Annotated in this window: 21 protein-coding genes and 1 pseudogene; 18 read left to right on the top strand and 4 right to left on the bottom strand. The window is 72.5% G+C overall.

Annotation, left to right across the window (positions count from 1 at the left end; translation table 11 throughout):
* Positions 1 to 59 precede the first annotated feature (59 nt).
* A pseudogene (locus tag IDM40_RS28625) lies at positions 60 to 167 on the top strand (3-keto-5-aminohexanoate cleavage protein); the annotation flags it as partial.
* 20 nt (positions 168 to 187) lie between these two features.
* Here the strand turns inward: IDM40_RS28625 and IDM40_RS11840 are convergent.
* The gene (locus tag IDM40_RS11840; protein WP_193122028.1) at positions 188 to 958 is read right to left on the bottom strand and encodes an IclR family transcriptional regulator; all 771 of its coding nucleotides are present in this window, start codon (positions 956 to 958) and stop codon (positions 188 to 190) included.
* A gap of 100 nt (positions 959 to 1,058) precedes the next feature.
* Here IDM40_RS11840 and IDM40_RS11835 point away from each other — a divergent pair, with 100 nt between their 5' ends.
* From IDM40_RS11835 to IDM40_RS11825, 3 genes are read left to right on the top strand one after another with little or no spacing between them, the layout of a single operon-like run.
* Positions 1,059 to 2,015, top strand: a complete 957-nt coding sequence (locus IDM40_RS11835) for a tripartite tricarboxylate transporter substrate binding protein (RefSeq protein WP_193122027.1) — start codon at positions 1,059 to 1,061, stop codon at positions 2,013 to 2,015.
* On the top strand, positions 2,005 to 2,496 hold the full coding sequence (locus IDM40_RS11830) for a tripartite tricarboxylate transporter TctB family protein (protein ID WP_193122026.1): 492 nt from the start codon (positions 2,005 to 2,007) through the stop codon (positions 2,494 to 2,496). The genes IDM40_RS11835 and IDM40_RS11830 overlap by 11 nt, the downstream gene beginning before the upstream one ends.
* Positions 2,493 to 4,007, top strand: coding sequence for a tripartite tricarboxylate transporter permease (locus IDM40_RS11825; protein WP_193122025.1), 1,515 nt, complete (start codon positions 2,493 to 2,495; stop codon positions 4,005 to 4,007). The genes IDM40_RS11830 and IDM40_RS11825 overlap by 4 nt, the downstream gene beginning before the upstream one ends.
* A 38-nt stretch (positions 4,008 to 4,045) precedes the next feature.
* Here IDM40_RS11825 and IDM40_RS11820 read toward each other — a convergent pair whose 3' ends face one another.
* On the bottom strand, positions 4,046 to 4,309 hold the full coding sequence (locus tag IDM40_RS11820; RefSeq protein WP_193122024.1) for a hypothetical protein: 264 nt from the start codon (positions 4,307 to 4,309) through the stop codon (positions 4,046 to 4,048).
* A gap of 13 nt (positions 4,310 to 4,322) precedes the next feature.
* Positions 4,323 to 5,231, bottom strand: coding sequence for an SPFH domain-containing protein (locus IDM40_RS11815; RefSeq protein ID WP_193122023.1), 909 nt, complete (start codon positions 5,229 to 5,231; stop codon positions 4,323 to 4,325).
* 103 nt (positions 5,232 to 5,334) lie between these two features.
* Between IDM40_RS11815 and IDM40_RS11810 the strand changes: the two genes are divergently transcribed.
* Together IDM40_RS11810 and IDM40_RS11805 are read left to right on the top strand one after the other, a co-directional pair.
* Entirely contained in the window at positions 5,335 to 5,832 is a 498-nt protein-coding gene (locus IDM40_RS11810) for a PH domain-containing protein (protein ID WP_193122022.1), read from the top strand.
* Complete coding sequence (locus IDM40_RS11805; protein WP_193122021.1) at positions 5,829 to 7,538, top strand: PH domain-containing protein; 1,710 nt, start codon at positions 5,829 to 5,831, stop codon at positions 7,536 to 7,538. The genes IDM40_RS11810 and IDM40_RS11805 overlap by 4 nt, the downstream gene beginning before the upstream one ends.
* A gap of 19 nt (positions 7,539 to 7,557) precedes the next feature.
* Here IDM40_RS11805 and IDM40_RS28115 read toward each other — a convergent pair whose 3' ends face one another.
* Positions 7,558 to 7,917, bottom strand: a complete 360-nt coding sequence (locus tag IDM40_RS28115; RefSeq protein ID WP_328807002.1) for an STAS domain-containing protein — start codon at positions 7,915 to 7,917, stop codon at positions 7,558 to 7,560.
* Between the two features lie 341 nt (positions 7,918 to 8,258).
* Between IDM40_RS28115 and IDM40_RS11795 the strand changes: the two genes are divergently transcribed.
* From IDM40_RS11795 to IDM40_RS28620, 12 genes are all read left to right on the top strand, one after another.
* Positions 8,259 to 8,783 carry an NUDIX hydrolase family protein gene (locus IDM40_RS11795; protein WP_193122019.1) on the top strand — a complete coding sequence of 175 codons (525 nt, stop codon included), beginning with the start codon at positions 8,259 to 8,261 and terminating at the stop codon, positions 8,781 to 8,783.
* A 63-nt stretch (positions 8,784 to 8,846) separates the two neighbouring features.
* Complete coding sequence (locus IDM40_RS11790) at positions 8,847 to 9,521, top strand: nucleoside/nucleotide kinase family protein (RefSeq protein WP_193122018.1); 675 nt, start codon at positions 8,847 to 8,849, stop codon at positions 9,519 to 9,521.
* A 232-nt stretch (positions 9,522 to 9,753) separates the two neighbouring features.
* Positions 9,754 to 11,121, top strand: coding sequence for an MFS transporter (locus IDM40_RS11785; RefSeq protein WP_193122017.1), 1,368 nt, complete (start codon positions 9,754 to 9,756; stop codon positions 11,119 to 11,121).
* Between the two features lie 157 nt (positions 11,122 to 11,278).
* Complete coding sequence (locus IDM40_RS11780) at positions 11,279 to 12,343, top strand: Ldh family oxidoreductase (RefSeq protein ID WP_193122016.1); 1,065 nt, start codon at positions 11,279 to 11,281, stop codon at positions 12,341 to 12,343.
* A gap of 25 nt (positions 12,344 to 12,368) precedes the next feature.
* Positions 12,369 to 13,367 (top strand): TRAP transporter substrate-binding protein DctP, encoded by a 999-nt coding sequence (gene dctP, locus IDM40_RS11775; RefSeq protein ID WP_193122015.1) that lies wholly within the window; start codon positions 12,369 to 12,371, stop codon positions 13,365 to 13,367.
* The gene (locus IDM40_RS11770; RefSeq protein WP_193122014.1) at positions 13,367 to 13,924 is read left to right on the top strand and encodes a TRAP transporter small permease; all 558 of its coding nucleotides are present in this window, start codon (positions 13,367 to 13,369) and stop codon (positions 13,922 to 13,924) included. The genes dctP and IDM40_RS11770 overlap by 1 nt, the downstream gene beginning before the upstream one ends.
* A 1-nt stretch (position 13,925) precedes the next feature.
* Positions 13,926 to 15,206, top strand: coding sequence for a TRAP transporter large permease (locus IDM40_RS11765; protein WP_193122013.1), 1,281 nt, complete (start codon positions 13,926 to 13,928; stop codon positions 15,204 to 15,206).
* A 114-nt stretch (positions 15,207 to 15,320) separates the two neighbouring features.
* Entirely contained in the window at positions 15,321 to 16,568 is a 1,248-nt protein-coding gene (locus tag IDM40_RS11760; protein WP_328807001.1) for an enolase C-terminal domain-like protein, read from the top strand.
* The gene (locus IDM40_RS11755) at positions 16,565 to 17,749 is read left to right on the top strand and encodes a fumarylacetoacetate hydrolase family protein (protein WP_193122011.1); all 1,185 of its coding nucleotides are present in this window, start codon (positions 16,565 to 16,567) and stop codon (positions 17,747 to 17,749) included. The genes IDM40_RS11760 and IDM40_RS11755 overlap by 4 nt, the downstream gene beginning before the upstream one ends.
* A complete protein-coding gene (locus IDM40_RS11750) occupies positions 17,746 to 18,606 on the top strand; it encodes a fumarylacetoacetate hydrolase family protein (RefSeq protein ID WP_193122010.1) in 861 nt (286 codons plus the stop codon). Before IDM40_RS11755 ends, IDM40_RS11750 begins: the two co-directional genes overlap by 4 nt.
* A gap of 15 nt (positions 18,607 to 18,621) precedes the next feature.
* A complete protein-coding gene (locus IDM40_RS11745) occupies positions 18,622 to 19,392 on the top strand; it encodes an SDR family NAD(P)-dependent oxidoreductase (RefSeq protein ID WP_193122009.1) in 771 nt (256 codons plus the stop codon).
* Between the two features lie 130 nt (positions 19,393 to 19,522).
* Positions 19,523 to 20,476: a GntR family transcriptional regulator gene (locus tag IDM40_RS28620; RefSeq protein WP_216630690.1), complete on the top strand. Its 954-nt coding sequence runs from the start codon at positions 19,523 to 19,525 to the stop codon at positions 20,474 to 20,476.
* Positions 20,477 to 21,407: the final 931 nt, after the last annotated feature.

Genomic DNA, 21,407 nt, shown 5'->3' with positions numbered 1-21,407 from the left:
CGTGGCCACCATTCGCAAGGTCGTCATCACCAGCGCCGTGACGGGCGCGATCCACACCCCGTCGATGCCCCCACCTGCCGGTCACCCCCACCCAGATCGCCGACGCCGCTCTGGGGGCCGCCGAGGCCGGCGCGGCGTTCGTCCACATGCACGCCCGCGACCAGCGCGACGATCGAGCCGGATTTCCTCAGGGCCCGGCACCGAGGTCGCGGGAGGCGGCGCGCGCGGCATCGCGCACGAGGGGGCCCAGGCGGTCGAGGGCGCCGTCGTCCATCCGGGTCGCGGGGCCGGCCACGCTCATCGCGGCGGCGACCTGGCCTTCCCAGTCCAGGACCGGGGCGGCCACGCAGCGGATACCGGCTTCGTTCTCGACGTCGTCGACGGCCCAGCCCCGGGTACGGGCGCGCTCGAGTTCGGCGTGCAGCTCCGAGGGGTCGGTGAGGGTGGCCGGGGTGCGGGCGGTCAGGCCCGCCGCGACGACCTCGTCGACGAGGGCGGGGTCGGACCGGGACAGGACGGCCTTGCCCAGCCCGGTGCAGTGGAGGGGGTTGGTGGCGCCGATCCGGGAGTACATGCGCACGGGCCAGCGCGCCTCGCACTTGTCGATGTAGACGATCTGCAGGCCGTCGCGCACACCGAGGTGGCAGGTCTCCCCCGAGGCCTCGGCGAGCTCGCGCAGGTGGGGCAGGCAGACCCGGCGCACGTCCACCCCCTCCAGGAAGGCGCCGGCCAGGGGCAGCACGCCGTGGTCGAGGCGGTAGCGCCCCTCGGTGGCGTCGTAGCGGGTCAGGCCGCTCTCGGCGAGCGCCGCCACGAGGCGGTGCACGGTCGGTTTGGGCATCCCGGCGCCCTCGGACAGCGCGTCCAGGCTCAGCCCGGGCGGGTGGTCGGCCAGCAACTGCAGCAGCTGGACCCCCTTGACCAGGGCCTTGGGCCCGACCTTCTCGGTGTGCGGCATGTGAGTCCCCCTGAACCCATTGACCACTTTTGAAACGCCATATTAATCTTGTGCGATCCAGCTCACACGGACCGCCCCGCGGCCGAGGGAGGTGCAGGCGATGCACGTGCGCGGACCGGCCCTGGCCGCATCCTTCGTGCTGCTGGCGGCGGCGTGCGGACCGGCCGCCGACGGGGGCGGCACGGGGCCCGGCGGGCCGATCGAGATCATCGTCCCCTACGCGGCGGGCGGCGGCACCGACCAGACCGCCCGGCAGCTGGCGGCCGCGGCCGAGGACACCTGCGGGGTGTCCACCGTGGTCAGCAACCAGGAGGGCGCCGGGGGCGCCATCGGTTTCCGGACCGCGGCCGACGCACCGCCGGACGGTTCGACCGTGGGTGTGGTCTCGGTGGAGCTGGCCATGCTCGCCCACCAGGGGGTCACCGACGTCACCCCGGACGACGTGAGCGGCCTGCTCCAGTACAACTTCGACCCCTCCGCGCTCACCGTGTCCTCCGACGGCCCCTACTCCTCCGTGGACGAGGTGATCGGCGCGGCCCGCGACGGCGACGGGGTCATCGTGGGCACTTCGGGCGCCGGTTCGGTCTGGGAGTTCGCCGCCGAGGGCATGGCCGCCGAGGAGGGTGTGGAGATGACCTACGCGCCCTTCGAGGGGGCCGCCCCGGCCATCACCGCGGTCCTGGGAGGGCAGGTCGACGCGGTCACCGTCTCGGGCGCCGAGGTGTTGCCGCAGGTGGAGTCCGGGGAGCTGACGAGCCTGGCCGTCATGGGCGAGGAACGCCTGGACATCCTGCCCGAGGCGCCGACGCTGCGCGAGGAGGGCATCGACTGGGTCTTGGGGACCTGGCGGGGTCTGGCCCTGCCGGAGGGCACCCCTCAGGAGACCGTCGACGAGCTGGAGTCCTGTTTCTCCGAGGCCGCCCGCTCCGAGCAGTTCACCGACTTCATGGACACCGGCGGGTTCGGCGTCGAGTACCGCGGCGCGCAGGAGTTCGACACGTTCATGGCCGAGGAGTTCGCGGCCTTCGGCGGGGACGGGGGCGGCGATGACGGCTGAACGCCGCTCCGACCTGGGCATCGCCGGCGCGACCCTGGCCCTGGCGGCCGCGATCGCCGCGACCGCGCTGACCTTCCCCGCCGGGCAACAGGACGGCGACCCGGGTGCGGCCCTGTTGCCGCTGCTGCTGGCCGCGGTCCTGGCGGTGCTGGGCGCCACCCGTGTGCTCGCCCCGCTGGTGGTCCGGTCGGCCCCTCCCCCGCCGGAGGCCGACGGCGGCCCGGAGGAGGAACCCGGCCCGGTGCTCCCGGTGCTGGGGATGCTCGCGGTGGGTGCCGTCTCGGTCTGGGCGATGAGCTGGGTCGGTTTCGTGCTCGGCGCCGCCCTGCTGCTGGTGGGCGGCGCCCTCCTCTCGGGTGAGCGCCGCTGGTCGCGCATCGCCCTTCTGGCCGTGCTGGTCCCACCCGTGGTCTACGCCCTGTTCATGTGGGCCTTCGAGCTGCGTCTGCCCACCGGACCGCTGGAGGCGGTGCTGCTGTGAGCGGATGGCTCGTCGGGCTCGACGCCGTGCTCAGCCCGGACGCGATCCTGATGATCGTGCTGGGTGTGGGCACCGGCATCGTGGTCGGTGCACTCCCGGGCCTGACGGCCACGATGGCGGTGGCGCTGCTGCTGCCGGTCACCTTCACCCTGGATCCCCTGCCGGGCATGATGCTCCTGGTCGGTGTGTACGGCGGGACCCTGTACGCGGGGTCGATCCCGGCGATCCTGTTGCGGGCCCCGGGCACACCCTCGGCCGCGGCGACGGTGATCGACGGCTATCCGATGACCCGCCAGGGCAAGGCGGGCCAGGCGCTGTCGATCTCGTTGGTGGCATCGGTCGTGGGCGGGTTGACCGGAACGGTGCTGCTGGCGCTGTTCGCCCCGCAGCTGGCGGGGGTGGCGCTGACCTTCGGCCCGCCGGAGTACTTCATGGTGTCGGTGCTGGCGCTGGCCGTCATCGCCTCCATCAGCGCGGGCAAGCTCTCCAAGGGGCTGGTCAGCGGGTTCCTGGGGGTCGCGATCGGGCTGGTGGGCATGGACCCGATCGAGGGGTTCCCGCGGTTCACCTTCGGCACGACCGAGCTGTCGGCGGGCATCCCCTTCATCGCGGTCCTCATCGGCCTGTTCGGGGTCTCCGAGGCGCTGACGCAGATCGCGGGCAACCGGCGCCGGCGCGGGGCGGAGCGCCCGCCGGTGGGGAGTTTCTCCCTGGGGCGCGGGTGGCTGCGCCGCCTGGGCCCGGCCACGGGCGGGTCCTCGCTCATGGGTTTCCTCATCGGTCTGCTGCCCGGGACCGGCGGGGACGTGGCCTCCTACTTCGCCTACAACGAGACCCGCCGCTGGTCGCGCAAGGGCAGCTTCGGCAAGGGCGAGCCCGCCGGTGTGGCCTCGGCGGAGTCGGCCAACAGCGCCTCCACGTCGGGGTCGATGGCGCCCACGCTGGTGCTGGGCATCCCCGGCGACAGTGTCACCGCGATCCTCATCGGCGCGATCACCGTGCACGGGCTGCAGCCGGGCCCGCAGCTCTTCGAGGGCGCGCCCGACCTGGTCTACGGCACGATGATCGGCCTGGTGCTGATGAACCTGGCGATGCTGCCGATCGGCCTGTTGGGGATCCGTCTGTGGCCCCGGCTCACCGCCGCGCCGACCACGGTGCTGTGGCCGACGGTGGTGCTGTTGTCGCTGGTGGGGGCGTTCGCTCTGCGGCTGAACCTGGTGGACGTGGCGATCGCCCTGGCAGCGGGGGCGCTCGGGTTCGTGCTCACCCGGGGCGGTTACCCGCTGGCGCCCATGGTCATCGGGCTCATCCTGGGGCCGATGGCCGAGTCGAACCTGCGGCTGTCGCTGATCATCTCCGGGGGAAGCCTGGACTGGCTGGCCCGCCCGATCCCGATCGCGGTGATGGCGGTGATCGTGGCCGCGATCGTGCTGACCAAGCTCTCCACCCGGCGGGCGATGGCCACCCCGGCCGGAACAGCAGCCGAGGAGACACCGAAGGACCGCGACTGACGCGCCCGTGGGCCGGAGGGGCCGCCCGGGCCCGGCGTTCACCGGTCCTCGGACGGCCCTTCCTCCTTCGGGTTCTGCTCGTCGGGGCCGCTCTCCTCATCGTCGGGGCGGCGCTTGCGGGGCCGCCCGCGGCGGGGCACGTCCCCGGCGTCCTTGGGCATGCGCCCGGCCTCGTCGAGGGCGCGGCGCAGGACGAACTCGATCTGGGCGTTGGTACTGCGCAGTTCCTGACCGGCCCAGCGCGCCAGGGCGTCGTGGACGGCCGGGTCGAGGCGCAGCAGCACCTTCTTGCGCTCGGGCACGGCGCCTCCGCCTCTACTGGTAGAGGGTCCCGGTGTTGACGACGGGGCTGGCGGGACGGTCGGAGCACAGGACGACCAGCAGGTTGCTGACCATGGTGGCCTTGCGTTCCTCGTCCATGTCCACGACGTCGTCGGCGGCGAGGATGTCCAGGGCGCGGTCGACCATGCCCACGGCGCCCTCGACGATCTCGCGGCGGGCGGCGACCACGGCGCTGGCCTGCTGGCGCTGGAGCATGGCCTGGGCGATCTCGGGTGCGTAGGCCAGGTGGGTGAAGCGGGTCTCGATCACGCGCACGCCGGCCGACTCCACGCGGGCCACGACCTCGGCGGACAGTTCCTCGGTGATGGCCTCGGCGTTGTCGCGCAGGGAGTAGTCGTGGGCGGCGTCGTGCGAGTCGTAGGGGTACTTGCCGGCGATGTGGCGCACGGCCGCCTCGGTCTGGATGGAGACGAACTCGACGAAGTCGTCGACCTCGAAGGAGGCGCGGGCGGTGTCCTCGACCTGCCAGACCGCGACGGCGGAGATCTCGATGGGGCTGCCGGAGGCGTCGTTGACCTTCATGACGGAGGTCTCGTGGTTGCGGATGCGCGTGGAGATCTTGGTGCGCTCGGTGAGCGGGTTGACCCAGCGCAGGCCGTCGGTGCGCACGGTTCCGGTGTAGCGGCCGAAGAGCTGCACGACGCGGGCCTCGTTGGGGGCGACCATGGTCAGCCCGAGGAAGAGGAACGCGCCGATGACGGCGACCACGATGCCGACCCAGACGAAGAGACCGGGCAGACCGTAGAGGGGGCCGAAGGCGATCGCGGCCCCGGCCAGGGTGACGGCCAGGGAGGCGAAGAACATCGGGACGCCGCCGGCGCCGAAGGCCTGGCGTTCGCGGTACTGGGGTGCGGTGTTGATGACGGACGGTGTGTCGGGCACGGTTTCCTCCTCCGCTCGGATGATGACTCGAGCATAGCATTGTGATATCACTTTTAATGAACGGCCCACCCCCGGGGCCCCAGCGAGAGGAGACGAGGCCACGATGATCAGCAACGCTCTACGTCTGCGCCCACCCCGCCACCGTGTGGACAAGCGGGCGATCTGGTGGTGGACCACCCGGTCCCTGCTGACGGCGGTGGCGGCCGCGGCGGTACCGGGCGTGACGGCGGTCTTCGTCGAACCGATCCGTTTCTGGCTCCTGCTCGTGACGGTGGTCGTGGGTCTGGCGGGGCTGGGCGTCACCGTGGTCATGCCGCAATGGCGCTTCCGCGTGCACCGGTGGGAGGTCACCGACACCGCCGTCTACACCTCCAGCGGATGGCTGTGGCAGGAGTGGCGGGTGGCGCCGATGTCGCGCATCCAGACCGTGGACACCGCGCGCGGGCCGCTCCAGCGCGTCTTCGGGCTCTCGAGCGTCACGGTGACCACGGCGTCGGCGGCCGGACCGATCGAGATCAGCGGGTTGGACCACACGCTGGCCACCGAGGTGGTGGACCAGCTCACCGAGACCACCGAGGCCACCCCGGGGGACGCCACATGAGCGGGCACGAGGAGATCGAGGAGACCCAGGACACCGAGGCCGGGCACTGGCAGGGGTTGAGCCGGCTGAGCGTGTGGGCCAACACCGTCGGCGGCGCGCTGGTCATCATCCCCATCGCGATCGCCGTGACGGTGACCTTCGCGCTCGTTCCCATGGCCTGGTGGTGGGCGCTGCTGCCGGTGCCGGCCGCCGTGCTCTTCATCGCGGGCGCGACCTACGTGGACCTGCTGCGGCTGCGCAGGATCCGTTACCGGGTCACCGACGAGCGCATGGAGATGCGCTCGGGGATCATCGCCAAGGCCCACCGCTCCATTCCGCGTGAGCGTGTGCGCAGCGTCGACGTGGCCGCGCCCCTGTACGCGCGGGTCTTCGGGCTGTGCACGGTCACCGTCGGCACCGGTGAGTCGGCCGGTGCGGGCGGCTCCGACCAGCTGCAGCTGCAGTTCGTCACCGCCGAGCAGGGTGAGGAGCTGCGGCGCGACCTGTTGCAGCGCGGCCCCGCCCCGGGCTCCAGCGGCGAGGAGGCCCCCGCCGAGGAGGGCGAGGAGGAACTGGCCCGCCTGAACCCGCGCTGGTTCGCGTACGCGCCCGCCACCGGTGCCACGCTCGGTATCGGTTTCGGTGTGCTCGCCACCCTGGTCGGCATCAACGCGCAGATGGGCGGCCAGGGCTGGGAGTGGCTCTCGCAGTGGCTCGGGCTGCCCAGCGGCGCGGAGATCGGCGCGTTCATCCTGGCGCAGCTGTTGCTGCTGATCCCGCTGACGCTGTTCGCCCTGCTGCTCCTGGGTGTGGTCGTGACGCTGGCCGTGGCGGTGGAGACCTGGTGGGACTACCGGCTGGCCCGGCAGGACGACGGGACCGTGCGCCTGACCCGCGGCCTGTTGACCAGCGTGTCCCTGTCGGTGGAGGGCCGCCGCCTCAACGGTGTGGCCCTGCGCGAACCCTTCGTGCTGCGTTCGGTGGGCGGCGCCGAGATCCGGGCGGTGGCCACGGGGCTCTCGGCCGGCGACGAGCAGAAGACCGCCGCGAAGAGCCGCCTGTCCCCGGCCATGCCCGGCAAGGGGGCCCGGGCCCTGGCCGCGACCCTGTTGCGGACCTCCGACTCGCCCTTCTCTCCCGCCCCTCGCGTGCACCCGCGTGCGGCGCTGCGCCGCCGGTTCACCCGGGCGGGGTTCGCGACCCTGGGGGCCGTGGTGGTGGCCGGTGCCCTGACGTGGGTGCACGTCCAGGTGCGCGAGGCCTGGGCGGAGACGCTGTCCTCGGTGGAGATCGACGTCATGGCCGTGCCTCTGACGTCCGGGACGGCGGAGGCCGCCCCGGTGTGGGGGTGGTTCGCGGCGGCGGCGCTCTTCGGCGTGGTGGCGTTCTGGTACGCGGTCGGGTCCTACCGGGGACTGGGCCACGGGCTGCACCCGCGCCATCTGGTGGTGCGGCGCGGCATGGCGGTGCGCACCACGGTGGCGCTGGAGCGCTCGGCGGTCATCGGCTGGCGCATCACCCGTTCGCCGTTCCAGCGCCGGCTGGGGTTGGCCGACGTCTCGGCCACGACCGCGGCCGGCGAAGGCCTCTACACCGCGACCGACGTGGGGCTGGGCGAGGGCGTGGCCTGGGCCGAGGGGTCCGTGCCCGATCTGCTGGCGCCGTTCGTGGAGCGCGTCGAGGGCGAGGACGAGGGCTCCGGTCAGGGCCGCTCGGTGCTGCCCTGACTCGGCCGGGGCGCTCCGCTCAGTGTGTGCCCGGCACCGTGCGGCCGCCGGGCACGTGGTGGACGGGGCGCCCGTCGGCGTGGGAGTGGGCCATCTCGACCACGGGGTAGACCTCGAAGACGCGTTCCAGTTCCAGGGTCTGCAGGACCCGCGCGGTGACCGTGGTGGGCTCGGCCAGGGCGAGATGGCGGCCCTGGCGGGTGAGTTCGTGGTGGACCGCGATCAGGGCGCGCACACCGCTGGCGTCGAAGAAGCCGATCCCGGACAGGTCCACGACCAAGCAGTCGTGTCCACAGGCCCTGGCGGTGCTCAGCAGGTGGTCGCGCAGGGCGTCGGCGGTGGCCAGGTCGATCTCACCGTGGACGGGTACCACCGTCACCCCTGTGCAGCGGAAGCGCTCCGGGCTCGAGAACCTGCCATCCTTCGCCACTGGGCCACCTCTCACTGGACGTAACCTTTCCACTACGCGACCGCGCCTGAGATCGTAACCTCTCCAGAGAGGTTGCGGGAGTCCTCCGGCCCGCAAGTCAGGCCGGTCTCACCACTCGGACACATGGGGCTGCGCACGGTCACGGTTCCCTCACTGTCCTCTCTCGGACACTCCGGACCGGTCCCCGCACTGTGCGCGCACCCGACAGGTGCGATAGAAGCGGTAGGGCACATCCGGCGCCCCATGAAGGGAGGGAGCGGCGTTCCCGCTCCGGGAAGGCCGCGCACCCGATGACCGAAACCACCGACACCCAACCGGGTTGGTTCTCCGCCGAGGAACTCCAGAGCATCCGCGGGCGCATGCCCGTGCTGTACGTGCAGGCCGTCCCCGTCCGGGTCGACGAGGCGGGCATGGTCACCCACATCGGGCTGCTCATGCGCGCCGACGAGAGCGGGGACTTCAACAGGTCGGTGGTCTCGGGGCGTGTGCTCTACCACGAGCGCATCCGCGACGCGCTGCTGCGCCACCTGGAGAAGGACCTGGGGCCGGTGGCCCTGCCCCGGATCCCGGCGTCGCTGCAGCCGTTCACCGTCGCCGAGTACTTCCCGACCCCGGGCATCACCCCCTTCCACGACCCGCGCCAGCACGCGGTGGCGATGGCCTACGTCGTTCCGGTCACCGGTGACTGCCAACCCCGCCAGGACGCGCTGGACCTGGTGTGGCTCACCCCGGAGGAGGCCGCGCGCGAGGACATGACCGGCGGCCAGGGCGCCCTGGTGCGCCAGGCGCTGGCCCACGTGGGCCAGGTCCCCTGAGGCTCACACGCCGCGGACCGGCCCCGGGCGCACGCGTGTGCCCGGGGCCGTAGTCTTTCGTCCATGCCGGAGTCCCTCGTCGCTCACGCACTGTCCCTGGTCCCCTCGAGCGAGGGCCGGCGCACGGTCCTGGCACTGACCGGGCCGCCCGCCGCCGGGAAATCCACGCTGGCCCGCTACCTCGTCCACCAGGTCGAGCAGGAGCTGGGCCCCGGGGTCGCGGGGTACCTGCCCATGGACGGGTTCCACCTGTCCAACGCCCAGCTGGAACGCCTGGGCCGGCGCGACCGCAAGGGCGCCCCCGACACCTTCGACGCCCACGGGTACACGGCGCTGCTGCGCAGGCTGACGGTGGAGACCGGCCACCCGGTCTACGTGCCCGACTACGACCGGACCCTGCACGAGCCGGTGGCGGCTCGGCACGTGGTCCTGCCGCACACGCGGCTGGTGGTGACCGAGGGCAACTACCTGGCCTCCGAGGAGGAGCCGTGGTCCTCGGCCCGGGGGCTGTACGCGGAACTCTGGTACGTCGAGGTGCCCGACGCCGACCGGGAGCACCGGCTGGTGCGCCGCCAGATGCGCGGGGGCGCGGACGCGGAGCAGGCGCGGGCCTGGGTGGAGCGCAGCGACCGGCCCAACGGGGAGCTCGTCAAGGCGGTGCGGGAGCGCTGCGACCGTGTGGTGGCCGGGGGCCAGGTACCGCGGGGGTGGTGGCGGCAGCTGCGCCGGGGAGGGTGAACACGGGCCGGTGGGGGACGGCCGGAACGCGGGTCCGGACCACCGGGGGTGACCAAGCAGACATGAGGGCGCGCAGCCCCTGCGGTGCGGGGGGTGCGCGCCTTCGGTGTGTCCGGAGGGGCTTCGGAACGGACGCCCGAGGCATCCACATCCTGAGACAAATGTTCCACATGGTGTCCACCGGGGTTAGCATCCAGCGCATCGTTTCCTGCTTTGACCTGGAAAGAATCCCATGACGGACGTCGCCCGACCCTCACCGGCAGCCGGCCGGCCACAAACCGCGCCGGAGGACCCTCCCACCAACCCCAAGCGGAAGGTCCTCACCGCCAGCCTCGTGGGCACGTCGATCGAGTTCTACGACTTCTACATCTACGCCACCGCAGCGGTTCTGGTCTTCCCCCTGCTGTTCTTCCCCGAGGGCGACATGATGGCCGCCCGCCTGCAGTCGCTGGCCACCTTCGCGATCGCGTTCGTGGCCCGCCCGGTGGGCTCCTGGGTCTTCGGCCACTTCGGCGACCGGGTGGGCCGCAAGGCGACCCTGGTGGCCTCCCTGCTGACAATGGGCGTCGCGACCGTCGCGATCGGTCTGCTGCCCACCTACGCGCAGATCGGCGTGTGGGCCCCCCTGCTGCTGGCGCTGTGCCGCTTCGGCCAGGGCCTGGGCCTGGGCGGCGAGTGGGGCGGGGCCGCGCTGCTGGCCACCGAGAACGCCCCCGCCGGGCGCCGCGGTTTCTACGGCACGTTCCCGCAGCTGGGCGCGCCCATCGGCTTCTTCCTCGCCAACGGGGTGTTCCTGGTGCTGAGCCAGGCCATGAGCGACGAGGCCTTCCTCGCCTACGGCTGGCGCATCCCCTTCCTGCTCTCGACCGTGATGATCGCCGTGGGCCTGTGGGTGCGGCTGAGCCTGCACGAGACGCCGGCCTTCGCCAAGGTCGTGGCCTCGGGTGAGACCTCCAAGGCCCCGATGGTCGAGGTGTTCCGCACCAGCTGGCGCGCCGTGGTGCTGGGCACGATGATCATGGTCGCCACGTACGTGCTCTTCTACCTGATGACCGTGTTCTCGCTGGGCTTCGGCACCGACGCCGAGACCGGCCTGGGTTACGAGCGCTCGCAGTTCCTGGTGTTCCTGCTGATCGGCGTGCTGTTCTTCGCCTTCTTCACCCCGATCTCGGGGCTGCTGGCCGACCGCTTCGGACGGCGCCCCACGCTGATCACCGTGACCGTGGCCATCATCGTCTTCGGCCTGGTCATGGGCCCGCTGATGGGCAGCGGCGGCACGGTCGGGGTGATGGCCTTCCTCATCATCGGGCTGTCCCTGATGGGGCTGACCTTCGGGCCGATGGCCTCGGTGCTGCCGGAGCTGTTCCCGACCCGGGTGCGCTACACCGGCGCCTCGGCCGCCTACAACCTGGCGAGCCTGCTGGGGGCGTCCTTCGCGCCCTACATCGCGACCTGGCTGGCGGGCACGTTCGGCCTGGCGTGGGTCGGCGGGTACCTGGTGCTCGTGGCGGTCCTGACGCTGGCGGCGCTCATCATCAGCCGCGAGACCAGCAAGGACGACCTGGACGACATCCCCTCGCAGGTGACCGGCCGCAGCTGAGCCACCGGCCCCGGAACCACGGGAACGCAACGGGCCCCGCACCCACCGCTAGAACCCAAGCACCGGTGCGGGGCCCGTTGCGCTTTCCACCCCTTGTCGTGTGACACAGGCTACATATACGATCACCGATGTTCCTATAGGACACGGAGACGGCCTGATGGAAACACGCCCCCTTCCCTGCACTCTCCTCACCGACTTCGCCGCCCAGGTCCTGGTCAGGGCCGGGGTGGCCGACGACGCGGCGCGGCTGACCGCCCAGTCCCTCGTCGAGGCCGACCGGAGGGGAACCCACTCGCACGGGCTCCTCCGCCTTCCCCTGTACGACGCCGCCCTCCGTTCCGGGGGCATCAACCCGCGTCCCACCCTTTCCTGGACCCACCGGTCGCAGGCCGTGGCGGTCCTGGACGCGGACGGGGCCCTGGGCCAGGTCGCCATGGAGGCGGCCGTCACCCGGGTGTCCCGCCTGGCCCGCGACCACGGGATCGGCGCCGTCGCGGTGCAGAACAGCACCCACTACGGCGCCGGAGCGCACTGGACGCACCGCCTGGCCGAGGAGGGCCTGGCCGCCGTCCTGACCTCCACGACCGGCCCTGTGGTCGCGCCCCACGGCAGCACCGAGACCCTGCTCGGCACCAACCCGCTCAGCATCACCGTCCCCAGCTCCGACGAGCCCCACCTGACCGCGGACCTGGCCACCAGCGCCGGCGCCTACGGCAAGGTCGTGGCCGCCCGAAACGAAGGCAGGCCGATCCCGCCCGGGTGGGCGGTCGACGCCGCGGGCCGGCCCACCGAGGACCCCGAGGAGGCGATCGACGGCGCGCTCCTGCCCTTCGGCGGGGCGAAGGGATCCGCGGTCGCGGTCCTGGTGGAGGCGCTCTCCGCCTCCCTCACCGACGCCGCCTACGCCCACCGCACCCGCGACATCTGGGCCGACCGGTCCTCGCGGATGAACACCGGACACCTGGTCGTCGCCCTGGACACCGCCGCCTTCACCGGTCGCGCCCATACCGAACAGCGCGTCCGCGACCTGCAACAGCGCATCCGCGGCTCCTCCCCCGCCGACGGTGCCGTCCGTGCCCCCGGCGACGTCGAACACGACACCGCCCGCGCTTCCGGAGACCGCGCCGGCCTCGCCCCCTCGACCGTGGCGTCGCTGGACGCACTCGCCCGCGAGCACGGTCTGGTCCCCCTCACCGACCGTGTGGGGCCGCACCACCCCTGATCCCTCGCCCCCCGGGAGGACGCCCATGCACCCCGACCCCCCGTACCGTCCCCCACACCCGTTGCTCCGCTGTCTGGCGACCGGCGCCGCCCTGGCTCTGCCCCTGACCGCGTGCACCCCCGACGAGGGGAGCGTGCTGCGCGTGGCCCACGTCTACGAGGACCAGCACCCCGTCGAGACGTGCGGGCTGGCCGCGATGCGCGACGCCCTCGCCGGGAGCGGCATCACCATCGAGACCTATCCGGCCGGGCAGCTCGGTAGCGAGGCCGAATCGCTGGAACAGGTCGCCGACGGCAGTCTCGACGCCGCGATCGCGGGCCCCTCGTTCCTGGGCACCTGGCACCGCCCCGCGGAGATCCTCGACGGCGCCTACCTGCTCGACGGCCCGGAGGACTTCGCCGGCGCGCTCGAGGACCCCGCGGTCGTGGAGGCCTTCGAGGGCCTGGAGGAACAGACCCCGCTCGTTCCGGTCTCCCACTGGTACTACGGCACCCGCCACCTGACCTCGGACGAACCGATCAACACCCCCGAGGACCTGGCCGGGATCAAGGTGCGCACCCCCGACGCCCAGCTCTACCTCGACAACGTCGCCGCGATGGGCGGAACCGCCACCCCGATGGCGCTCGGCGAGCTGTACATGGCCCTGCAGCAGGGCACCCTCGACGCGCAGGAGAACCCGGTGCCCACGATCGAGTCGGCCAACCTCTTCGAGGTCCAGGAATACATCAACCTCACCGGGCACATCGTCCAGGCCGTGCACCTGGTCACCGCCAACACCCTGGCCGACCGCCTCGGGCCGGAGCAGAGCGAACGGTTCGCCGAGGCCGCGGACGAGGGCGCCGAACAGGCCCGCGCCTGCATCGAGGCCCAGGAGACCGAGACGCTCGAGCGCTGGCGGGCCGACGGCAGCATCACCGTCAACGACGAGGTGGACCGGGAGGCCTTCGCCGAGCGCGTGCACGAACACCTGCCGCCGCAGGTCTCCTGGGGCGAGCTGTACCTGAGCGCCCTGGAGCGCCGCTGATGGCCCGCCCGGAGGAAGACGCCGACGCCCCGGACCGGCTCGAGCGGCGCAGCCGGGGCTACCGCCTCGCGGTCAACGCCGAACGCATCGGGCTGTGCGCGGTGCTCGTGGCCGTGTTCGGCCTGCTCGTCCTGCAGGTCACCACGCGCTACGTCTTCGGCACCCCGTTGTCCTGGACCGAGGAGACCGCCCGCTTCCTGCTGGTGTGGCTGACCTTCCTGGGCGCCGGGTACCTGATGTCGCGTCGCCTGCACATCTCGGTCGACCTGCTCGTGGCCCGGTTGGGGCCGCGGTCCGCCGTCGCCGTGGACGTGGGCGCCACGGCCGTGGCGGTGGCCGCCTCCGCGGTGATGGCCGTGGCGGCGGCGTCCCTGGCGCACATGAGCGGGGACCTGCGCGCCCCGGCCACGCAGCTGCCCATGTGGACGGTGCACACCGCCGCGGTGGCCGGGTTCGCGCTGACCTCCCTGCACGGCCTGGTCAACATCGCCGTCAGCCTGCGCCACCCCGAGGACGTACCGGGGGCCATGGGGCCCGCGGCGAAGGAAGGGGCCTGAGATGATCCTGCTCTGGATGACACTGGGGCTGTTGGCGCTGCTGGCCCTGCGCGTCCCGGTCGGTTTTGCGCTCCTGGTGCCCTCGCTGGCCTACGTCGTGTTCGACCCGACGGCCTCGCTCCGGATCGCGGTGCAGCAGACCGTCTCGGGCGTGGACACCTTCCCCCTGCTCGCTGTGCCGATGTTCATCCTGCTGGGGAACCTGGCCAACGCCTCGGGCATGACCGACCGGGTCTACGCGGCCGCCCTGGCCTTCCTCGCCCACATCCGCGGCAGCCTGGGATACGTCAACGTCGCCACGAGCTTCGGGTTCTCCTGGATGAGCGGCACGGCGATGGCCGACGCCGCCGCCATGGGCCGGGTCCAGGCGCCGGCGATGATCGCACGCGGGTACCCGGCGCCCTTCACCCTGGGCGTGACCGGGGCGTCCTCGCTCATCTCCCCACTGATCCCGCCGAGCATCCCCGCGATCCTGTACGCGACCACCGCGGGGGTGTCGGTGGGGGCGATGTTCGTGGCCGGGATCCTGCCCGCGCTGCTGCTGGTCGCCGCGCTGTGCCTGATGGTCTGGTGGCAGATGCGCAAGAAGGAGCACCTGCGTGAGCCCCGGTCCGGATGGCCGGCGCGCATGCGGGCCCTGCTGGCGGCGCTGCCCGCCGCCGGTGCGGCGGTGATCATCCTGGGCGGCATCCTCAGCGGTGTCACCACCCCGACCGAGGCCTCCGCCGCGGGTGTGCTCTACCTGTTCGTGGTCGCTCTCGTCACCCGGGCGATCGACGGGCGCGCGCTCTACACCGTGCTGCTGCGCACCGTGGAGACCTCGGGCGCGGTGCTTCTGGTCATCGCCTCCGCCGCGCTGTTCGGCTGGGTGCTGGCCCGCGAGCGCACACCCCAGGCCGCGGCCGACCTGATGCTGGGCCTGACCGACCACCCGCTGGCGTTCCTGGCGCTGGTCTGCGTGCTGCTGTTCGTGGTCGGCGCGGTCCTGGAACCGGGGGCGGCGATCCTCATCGTCGTTCCCGTGCTCGCCCCCATCGCCGACGGGTACGGGATCGACCCGCTGCACTTCGCGGTCGTGGTGATCCTGACCCTGATCATCGGCCTGCTCACTCCCCCGGTCGGCCTCGTGCTGTTCGTGCTGTCCGGGGTCACCGGTGAGTCCGTGCCCACGGTGATCAGGGGCGTGCTGCCCTTCTTCGTCCCGATGGTGACGGTGCTGCTGTTCGTGGTGCTCGTCCCGTCCCTCAGTACCTGGCTGCCGAGCGCGCTCGGTTTCCTCTGACCCCGTACCGACCCCGACCAGGGAGGACCTGCGTTGTCCCGTATCACCTCAGTCCGTGTACGCGATGTCCGTTTTCCCACGTCAAGGCAGCTCGACGGTTCCGACGCCGTCAACGTGGCACCCGACTACTCCGCCGCCCACGTCACCGTCACGACCTCGGACGGCGAGAGCGGGCAGGCGCTCGTCTTCACGTGCGGGCGCGGCAACGAGGTCGTGGCCGCGGCGATCCGCAGTTACGGCGAGCTGCTCACCGGGCACAGCACCGACGCCCTGATCCACGACCTGGGCGGGGCCTCGCGCCTGCTGGTGCACGACGCCCAGTTGCGCTGGCTCGGCCCGGAGAAGGGCGTCTCGCACATGGCGTGCGGGGCCCTGGTCAACGCCCTGTGGGACCTGCGGGCCCGGCGCGAGGGCCTGCCGCTGTGGCTGCTGCTCAGCCGGATGGCACCCGAGGAGCTCGTCGACGCCGTCGACTTCACCCACCTGCGTGACACCCTGACACCGCAGGAGGCCCTGGACCTGCTCCGCGCGGGACAGCAGGGGCGGGAGGAACGCATCGGCCTGCTCCGGCGGGAGGGTTATCCCGCCTACACCACCACCCCGGGGTGGCTGGGGTACAGCGACGAGAAGCTCGTGCGCCTGAGCCGGCAGGCGGTGGCCGACGGGTTCGGCATGATCAAGCTCAAGGTAGGCGGGGACCCCGAGGACGACCGGCGGCGCCTGCGCCTGGCACGGGAGGCGGTCGGACCCGACGTGCGGATCTCCGTCGACGCCAACCAGCGGTGGGAGTCCGGGGAAGCGGTCGAACGGGTGCGCGCGCTGGCCGAGTTCGACCCGTGGTGGATCGAGGAGCCCACCAGCACCGACGACATCCTCGGCCATGCGGCGATCCGCCGGGGTGTGGCCCCGGTGAAGGTCGCCACGGGTGAGGCGGTCGCCAACCGGATCGTGTTCAAGCAGCTGCTCGCGGCCGGGGCGATCGACGTCATGCAGATCGACGCGACCCGGGTGGCGGGGGTCAACGAGAACCTCGCCAACCTGCTGCTCGCCGCGAAGTTCGAGGTGCCGGTGTGCCCGCACGCGGGGGGTGTGGGGCTGTGCGAACTCGTGCAGCACTTCTCCTTCTTCGACCACGCGGCGGTCAGCGGGTCGATGGAGGGGCGTTCCATCGAGTTCGTCGACCACCTGCACGAGCACTTCACCGACCCGGTGCGGGTGGTCGGCGGGCGGTACGCGGCACCCGAGGCCCCCGGCATCGGCGCCGGCATGCACGCGGAGTCCCTGGACACGTGGGAGTACCCCGACGGGGACGGGTGGCAGGCCGACCGGTCCGGCCTCCACCGGGAAGGGGCCGGGCGATGAGCGCACACGGGACGGGCGCCGCCGCTGACCTGCTGCCCCAGGACGCCGACCGGGCGCTGCTCGTGGGACGGGTGTGGGACCCGGAGAGCGGGGGCCCGCGCCCGGTGCTGGTGCGCGGCGACGAGGTGCACGACCTCTTCCCCCTGGTACCGACGGTCTCGGCGCTCCTGGAATCCGAGGAGGCCATGGGGCGGTTGCGGCGGGTGCGGGGACCTGCGCGCTGGAGCCTGGCGGAGCTGGCCGCGGCGCCCGACGAGCCGGGGTCGGCCCGGCTGCTGGCCCCGGTCGACCTGCAGGTGGTCAAGGCGTGCGGGGTGACCTTCGCCGACAGCATGGTCGAGCGCGTCATCGAAGAACGCTGCGCCGGGGACCCGGCCCGCGCCGAGAAGGTGCGTGCCACCGTCACCGAGGCGGTGGGCGGCGCGGTCGGCGGGGTCGAACCTGGTTCCGCACGGGCCCGGGCGGTCAAGGAGGTGCTGGTCGAACGGGGCCTGTGGTCGCAGTACCTGGAGGTGGGGCTGGGCCCGGACCCGGAGGTCTTCACCAAGGCGCCGGTGCTGGCCTCGGTCGGGTACGGGGCGCGCGTGGGGATCCCGGCGTTCTCGCAGTGGAACAACCCCGAACCCGAGCTCGTGCTGGCCGTGGACTCCCGGGGACGGCCGCGCGGCTGCACGTTGGGCAACGACGTGAACCTGCGCGACGTGGAGGGCCGCAGCGCCCTGCTGTTGGGCATGGCCAAGGACAACAACGCCTCCAGCGCCCTGGGGCCGTTCCTGCGCCTGTTCGACGACGCCTTCACGCTCGACTCCGTGCGCGAGGAGCAGGTGCGACTGCGCGTGGAGGGCGCCCGGGACGGGTTCGCGCTGGAGGGCGAGAACCACGTCGGCCGGCTGAGCCGCCCCTTCGAGGAACTGGTCGCGGCCGCCTCCGGGGACCACCACCAGTACCCCGACGGGTTCGTGCTCTACACCGGGACCCTCTTCGCACCCACGCAGGACCGCGACCGGCCCGGCGAGGGGTTCACCCACGCGGACGGCGACCGCGTCACCATCAGCAGCCCGCACCTGGGCAGCCTTTGCAACACCGTCGGCCCCGCCGAGACCCTGCCCCGGTGGGAGTTCGGCGTCGGCGCCCTGCTGTCGTACCTGACCACCCACCACCCCGTGGAGGCCCGACCGTGAAATTCCTGCGAGTGGGCGAACCCGGCGCCGAACGGCCCGTGGTGCGCGCCGGCAACGGCCCCGGACCGGGCCGTACCTACGACCTGCGGCCGCTGACCGACCGCATCGACGGGGCGTTCCTGGCCTCGGGCGGTACGGAACGCACGCGGCAGGCGCTGGCGGAGGACGCCCTGCCCGAGACCGACTGTTCCGGGCTCCGGGTGGGTGCGCCGGTGGAGCGGCCCTCCGCGGTCGTGTGCATCGGCATGAACTACGCCGCGCACGCCGCCGAGTCGGGGGCCGAACCGCCCGCCTCGCCGGTGGTCTTCCTCAAGACCCCGAACACCGTCACCGGCCCCTACGACACCGGGCGGATCCCCCGCGGGTCGCGCACCACCGACTGGGAGGTCGAGCTCGGTGTGGTGATCGGCCGCCACACCTCCTACCTGGAGGGGCCGTGGCAGAGCCGCGACCACGTGGCCGGATACGTGCTGGCCAACGACCTGTCCGAGCGCACGTTCCAACTCGACGACTCGGGCGGGCAGTGGTCCAAGGGCAAGTGCGCCCCGGGGTTCACTCCGCTGGGGCCCTGGCTCGTGCCGGCCGACGAAGTGGATCCGGACCGGCTGTCGATGCGCAGCTGGGTCAACGGTGAGCCGCGCCAGGACTCCACCACCGCGGACATGGTCTTCGGCGTGGACGTGCTGGTGCACCACCTGAGCCGGTACATGGCGCTGGAACCGGGCGACGTGGTGCTCACCGGGACCCCGGAGGGCGTGGCGCTGTCCGGGAAGTTCCCGTACCTGGGCGCAGGCGACGTGGTCGAGACCGAGATCTCGGGGCTGGGCCGCCAACGGCAACGATTCGAGCAGGGCTGAGAGGGAGGCGGGAACATGGGCGACGAACTGCGGGGACTGACCGCGCTGGTCACCGGCGGGGCCTCGGGCATCGGCGCGGCCACGGCCGACCTGCTGGCGGCCGAGGGGGCACGCGTGGCCGTGCTCGACGCGAGACCGGAGGGCGCCGACCCGCGCCACCTGGTGCTGCGGTGCGACGTCACCGACGACACCGCGGTGCGCGAAGCGGTCGACCGGGCAGCGCGAGAGCTCGGCGGGCTCGACATCCTGGTCAACAACGCGGGCATGGGCGCACGCGGCACCGTGGAGGACAACGGCGACGACGAGTGGCGGGCCGTGCTGGAGGTCAACGTGCTCGGGACGGTCAGGGTGAGCCGGGCGGCCCTGCCGTACCTGCGGCGTTCGTCCGCGGCGTCGGTGGTCAACACCTGCTCGATCGCCGCCACGGCCGGCCTGCCCGCGAGGGCCCTGTACTCCTCAACCAAGGGGGCGGTGCTGGCGCTGACCCGGAGCATGGCCGCCGACCACCTCGCCGAGGGGGTGCGGGTCAATTGCGTCAGCCCCGGCACCGTCGACACCCCGTGGGTGGCACGGCTGCTGGAGGCCGCACCGGACCCGCAGGCGGAACGGCGGGCGTTGGAGGCGCGCCAACCCCACGGCCGCCTCGTGCACGCGCGGGAGGTCGCCGCGGCCGTGGCCCACCTGGCCTCACCGCGGTCGGGCTCGACCACGGGGGTGTCGCTACCGGTGGACGGCGGGATGCAAGGGCTGCGGATGCCCGCGCCCGCGCGGGGTGCGCCCGACTGACCCGGGCGCGGGCGGGGTGCGCTTGCCTGACCCCGACGCGGGCGGGGCGCGCCGATACACTCCCGACGACAAGCAGGCGGTGTTGCGGCGGGGCGATCGGGCCCCGCCGCTCGACGGATGAGGGCGGACGATGACGCGGCCGGAGGAACAGGGCCCGCGGGGCAGGCGGACCACCGAAGAGGTCTACGACCGGCTGCGCGCGCTGATCCTGGAGAACCGGATCGCCCCGGGCGAGCGGCTCAACATCGACGCGCTGGCCCGGGACTTCGGGGTGTCCCAGACCCCGATCCGGGAGGCCGTCCGGCAGCTCGAGGGCGACCAGCTCGTGGTGAAGTCGCCGGGCAAGGGGTACCGCACGACGTCGCTGCTGGACCTGCGCCAGTTGCGGGAGCTGTTCGAGTTCCGGCTGCTGGTGGAGGTGTGGGCCGCCCGGTCGGCGGCCGTGAACCGGCTGGGCAACCCGTCGCGGAAGATGGGCGCGGAGATCACTGCGTTCGAGTCGGTGATGGGTGGGGCCGGGGTGGGCCGTGCTGGGGCTGGTGGTTCCGGGGTGGATGGTTCCGGGGTGGACAGTGCCGGGGTGGAGGATTCGGGGGCGGGCAGTACCGGGGTGGGTGACTCCGGGGTGGATGGTTCGGAGGCAGGCGGTGCCGCGGTGAACGGTTCCGGGACGGACGCTTCCGGGGCAGACGGTTCGGAGGTCGGCGGCGCCGGGACGGGCGGTTCCGGGGACATCCGGCACGAGCTGGTGCGCCACGACATGTGCTTCCACGGGCACATCCTGGAGGCGTTGGACAACGAAGCGGTGCGCAAGGCCTACGAGCAGACCCACAGCCACCTGCACACGTTCCGGCTCTACGCCGCCGATGCCGACGGACGCGCCACGGTGGCCGAGCACCGGCGGATCCGCGACGCGATCGAGCGCTGCGATCCCGACGGGGCGGAGGAGGCCATGCGCGCGCACCTGACCGCGGCCTTCGACCGCTTCGCGCAAGCCTTCGACGAGCGTGGTCCACAGCTGCGGAGCCCGGCGGTGCCCCGCATGTATGCCGGGGGTCCCGCGTCCGGGGCGGTGGACGGGTGAGTTCGAACAGACGCTGGGCCCGAGCAAACGCTGAGCCCAAGTAGAGGCTGGACCCGAACAGATGCTGGGCCCGAGCAGATGCTGGGCCCAAGTAGAGGCTGGACCCGAGCAGACGCTGGACCCGAGCAGACGCTGGACCCGAACAGACGCTGGACCCGAACAGACGCTGAGCCCGAGTCGTTGCGGGTGACGTCGGAGGGTGGGGCGGTACCGACACCTGCGGCACGGCTGCGGGTCAGGGCCTGTGGTTGAGGTGGGTGGTGTTCGTCGTCGCGTCGAGCGTAGCCCGGCCGGGGCTCCCCGCAACCCGCATCGGCGCCACCCCCATCAGTCTTGGTCGGGTGCGAGTGCGTCGGCGTTCTGTGTGGTTGATCAGGGCGCCTCGGGGTGTGCGGTCCACCCCTTTCCCGGGCTGGACCGCTCTCGCCGACGAACACCCCCTTCCGGCCCCGCCCCGCAACCCAAAAGGTGTGGGGTACCAACGACCCACCCCCTGGGGCCCTTCATTGCGCCCAACGGTCCAGGCGTGAGCACGGTGGCTCGCTCCTGCGACGGCACAGGCAGGCCCCGCGCACTCCCGGCGGAGCATTGAGTCTCAGGGGTGGCAGGTGTGCGGGTATCCTCCGGGCCCCGGCACTCCCGGCCGAGCATTGAGTGTCGGGGGTGGCGGGTGTGCGGTGGCCGGGTTGGGGATTCTCCAATCCGTACAACGAGCGGGCGCTCGGCGTTCCACCGGCATGCTCCATCGCCAACGCGTATTAGTCCAGAGATTCTCCGCTCGTGCGGCGCCCCGATGTGAGCGCCGAAGGCGAGGGCGGCGTCCGGTGCTGGAGATTCTCCAAGCACCGCAGCGGCGGCCGGGCGTCGGTGGCGAGGGCGCGCACCGTGGTGTACCGCGACTCGAGATTCTCCAACTAACCAGCGGGTTTGT

The sequence above is a fragment of the Nocardiopsis coralli genome (assembly GCF_014892575.1).
GTDB lineage: Bacteria > Actinomycetota > Actinomycetes > Streptosporangiales > Streptosporangiaceae > Nocardiopsis > Nocardiopsis coralli.
Note: the sequence above shows the minus strand (reverse complement) of the source record. Positions and strands in the feature narration are given on the sequence as shown.

Excerpts from the sequence above, each read along its gene's own strand:
- IDM40_RS28620 (WP_216630690.1), top strand. The coding sequence starts at position 19,523 with ATGACGCGGCCGGAGGAACAGGGCCCGCGGGGCAGGCGGACCACCGAA.
- IDM40_RS11785 (WP_193122017.1), top strand. The coding sequence starts at position 9,754 with ATGACGGACGTCGCCCGACCCTCACCGGCAGCCGGCCGGCCACAAACC.
- IDM40_RS11810 (WP_193122022.1), top strand. The coding sequence starts at position 5,335 with ATGATCAGCAACGCTCTACGTCTGCGCCCACCCCGCCACCGTGTGGAC.
- IDM40_RS11805 (WP_193122021.1), top strand. The coding sequence starts at position 5,829 with ATGAGCGGGCACGAGGAGATCGAGGAGACCCAGGACACCGAGGCCGGG.
- IDM40_RS11795 (WP_193122019.1), top strand. The coding sequence starts at position 8,259 with ATGACCGAAACCACCGACACCCAACCGGGTTGGTTCTCCGCCGAGGAA.
- dctP (WP_193122015.1), top strand. The coding sequence starts at position 12,369 with ATGCACCCCGACCCCCCGTACCGTCCCCCACACCCGTTGCTCCGCTGT.
- IDM40_RS11840 (WP_193122028.1), bottom strand. The coding sequence starts at position 958 with ATGCCGCACACCGAGAAGGTCGGGCCCAAGGCCCTGGTCAAGGGGGTC.
- IDM40_RS11770 (WP_193122014.1), top strand. The coding sequence starts at position 13,367 with ATGGCCCGCCCGGAGGAAGACGCCGACGCCCCGGACCGGCTCGAGCGG.
- IDM40_RS11745 (WP_193122009.1), top strand. The coding sequence starts at position 18,622 with ATGGGCGACGAACTGCGGGGACTGACCGCGCTGGTCACCGGCGGGGCC.
- IDM40_RS11790 (WP_193122018.1), top strand. The coding sequence starts at position 8,847 with ATGCCGGAGTCCCTCGTCGCTCACGCACTGTCCCTGGTCCCCTCGAGC.
- IDM40_RS11830 (WP_193122026.1), top strand. The coding sequence starts at position 2,005 with ATGACGGCTGAACGCCGCTCCGACCTGGGCATCGCCGGCGCGACCCTG.
- IDM40_RS11755 (WP_193122011.1), top strand. The coding sequence starts at position 16,565 with ATGAGCGCACACGGGACGGGCGCCGCCGCTGACCTGCTGCCCCAGGAC.
- IDM40_RS11780 (WP_193122016.1), top strand. The coding sequence starts at position 11,279 with ATGGAAACACGCCCCCTTCCCTGCACTCTCCTCACCGACTTCGCCGCC.
- IDM40_RS11835 (WP_193122027.1), top strand. The coding sequence starts at position 1,059 with ATGCACGTGCGCGGACCGGCCCTGGCCGCATCCTTCGTGCTGCTGGCG.
- IDM40_RS11765 (WP_193122013.1), top strand. The coding sequence starts at position 13,926 with ATGATCCTGCTCTGGATGACACTGGGGCTGTTGGCGCTGCTGGCCCTG.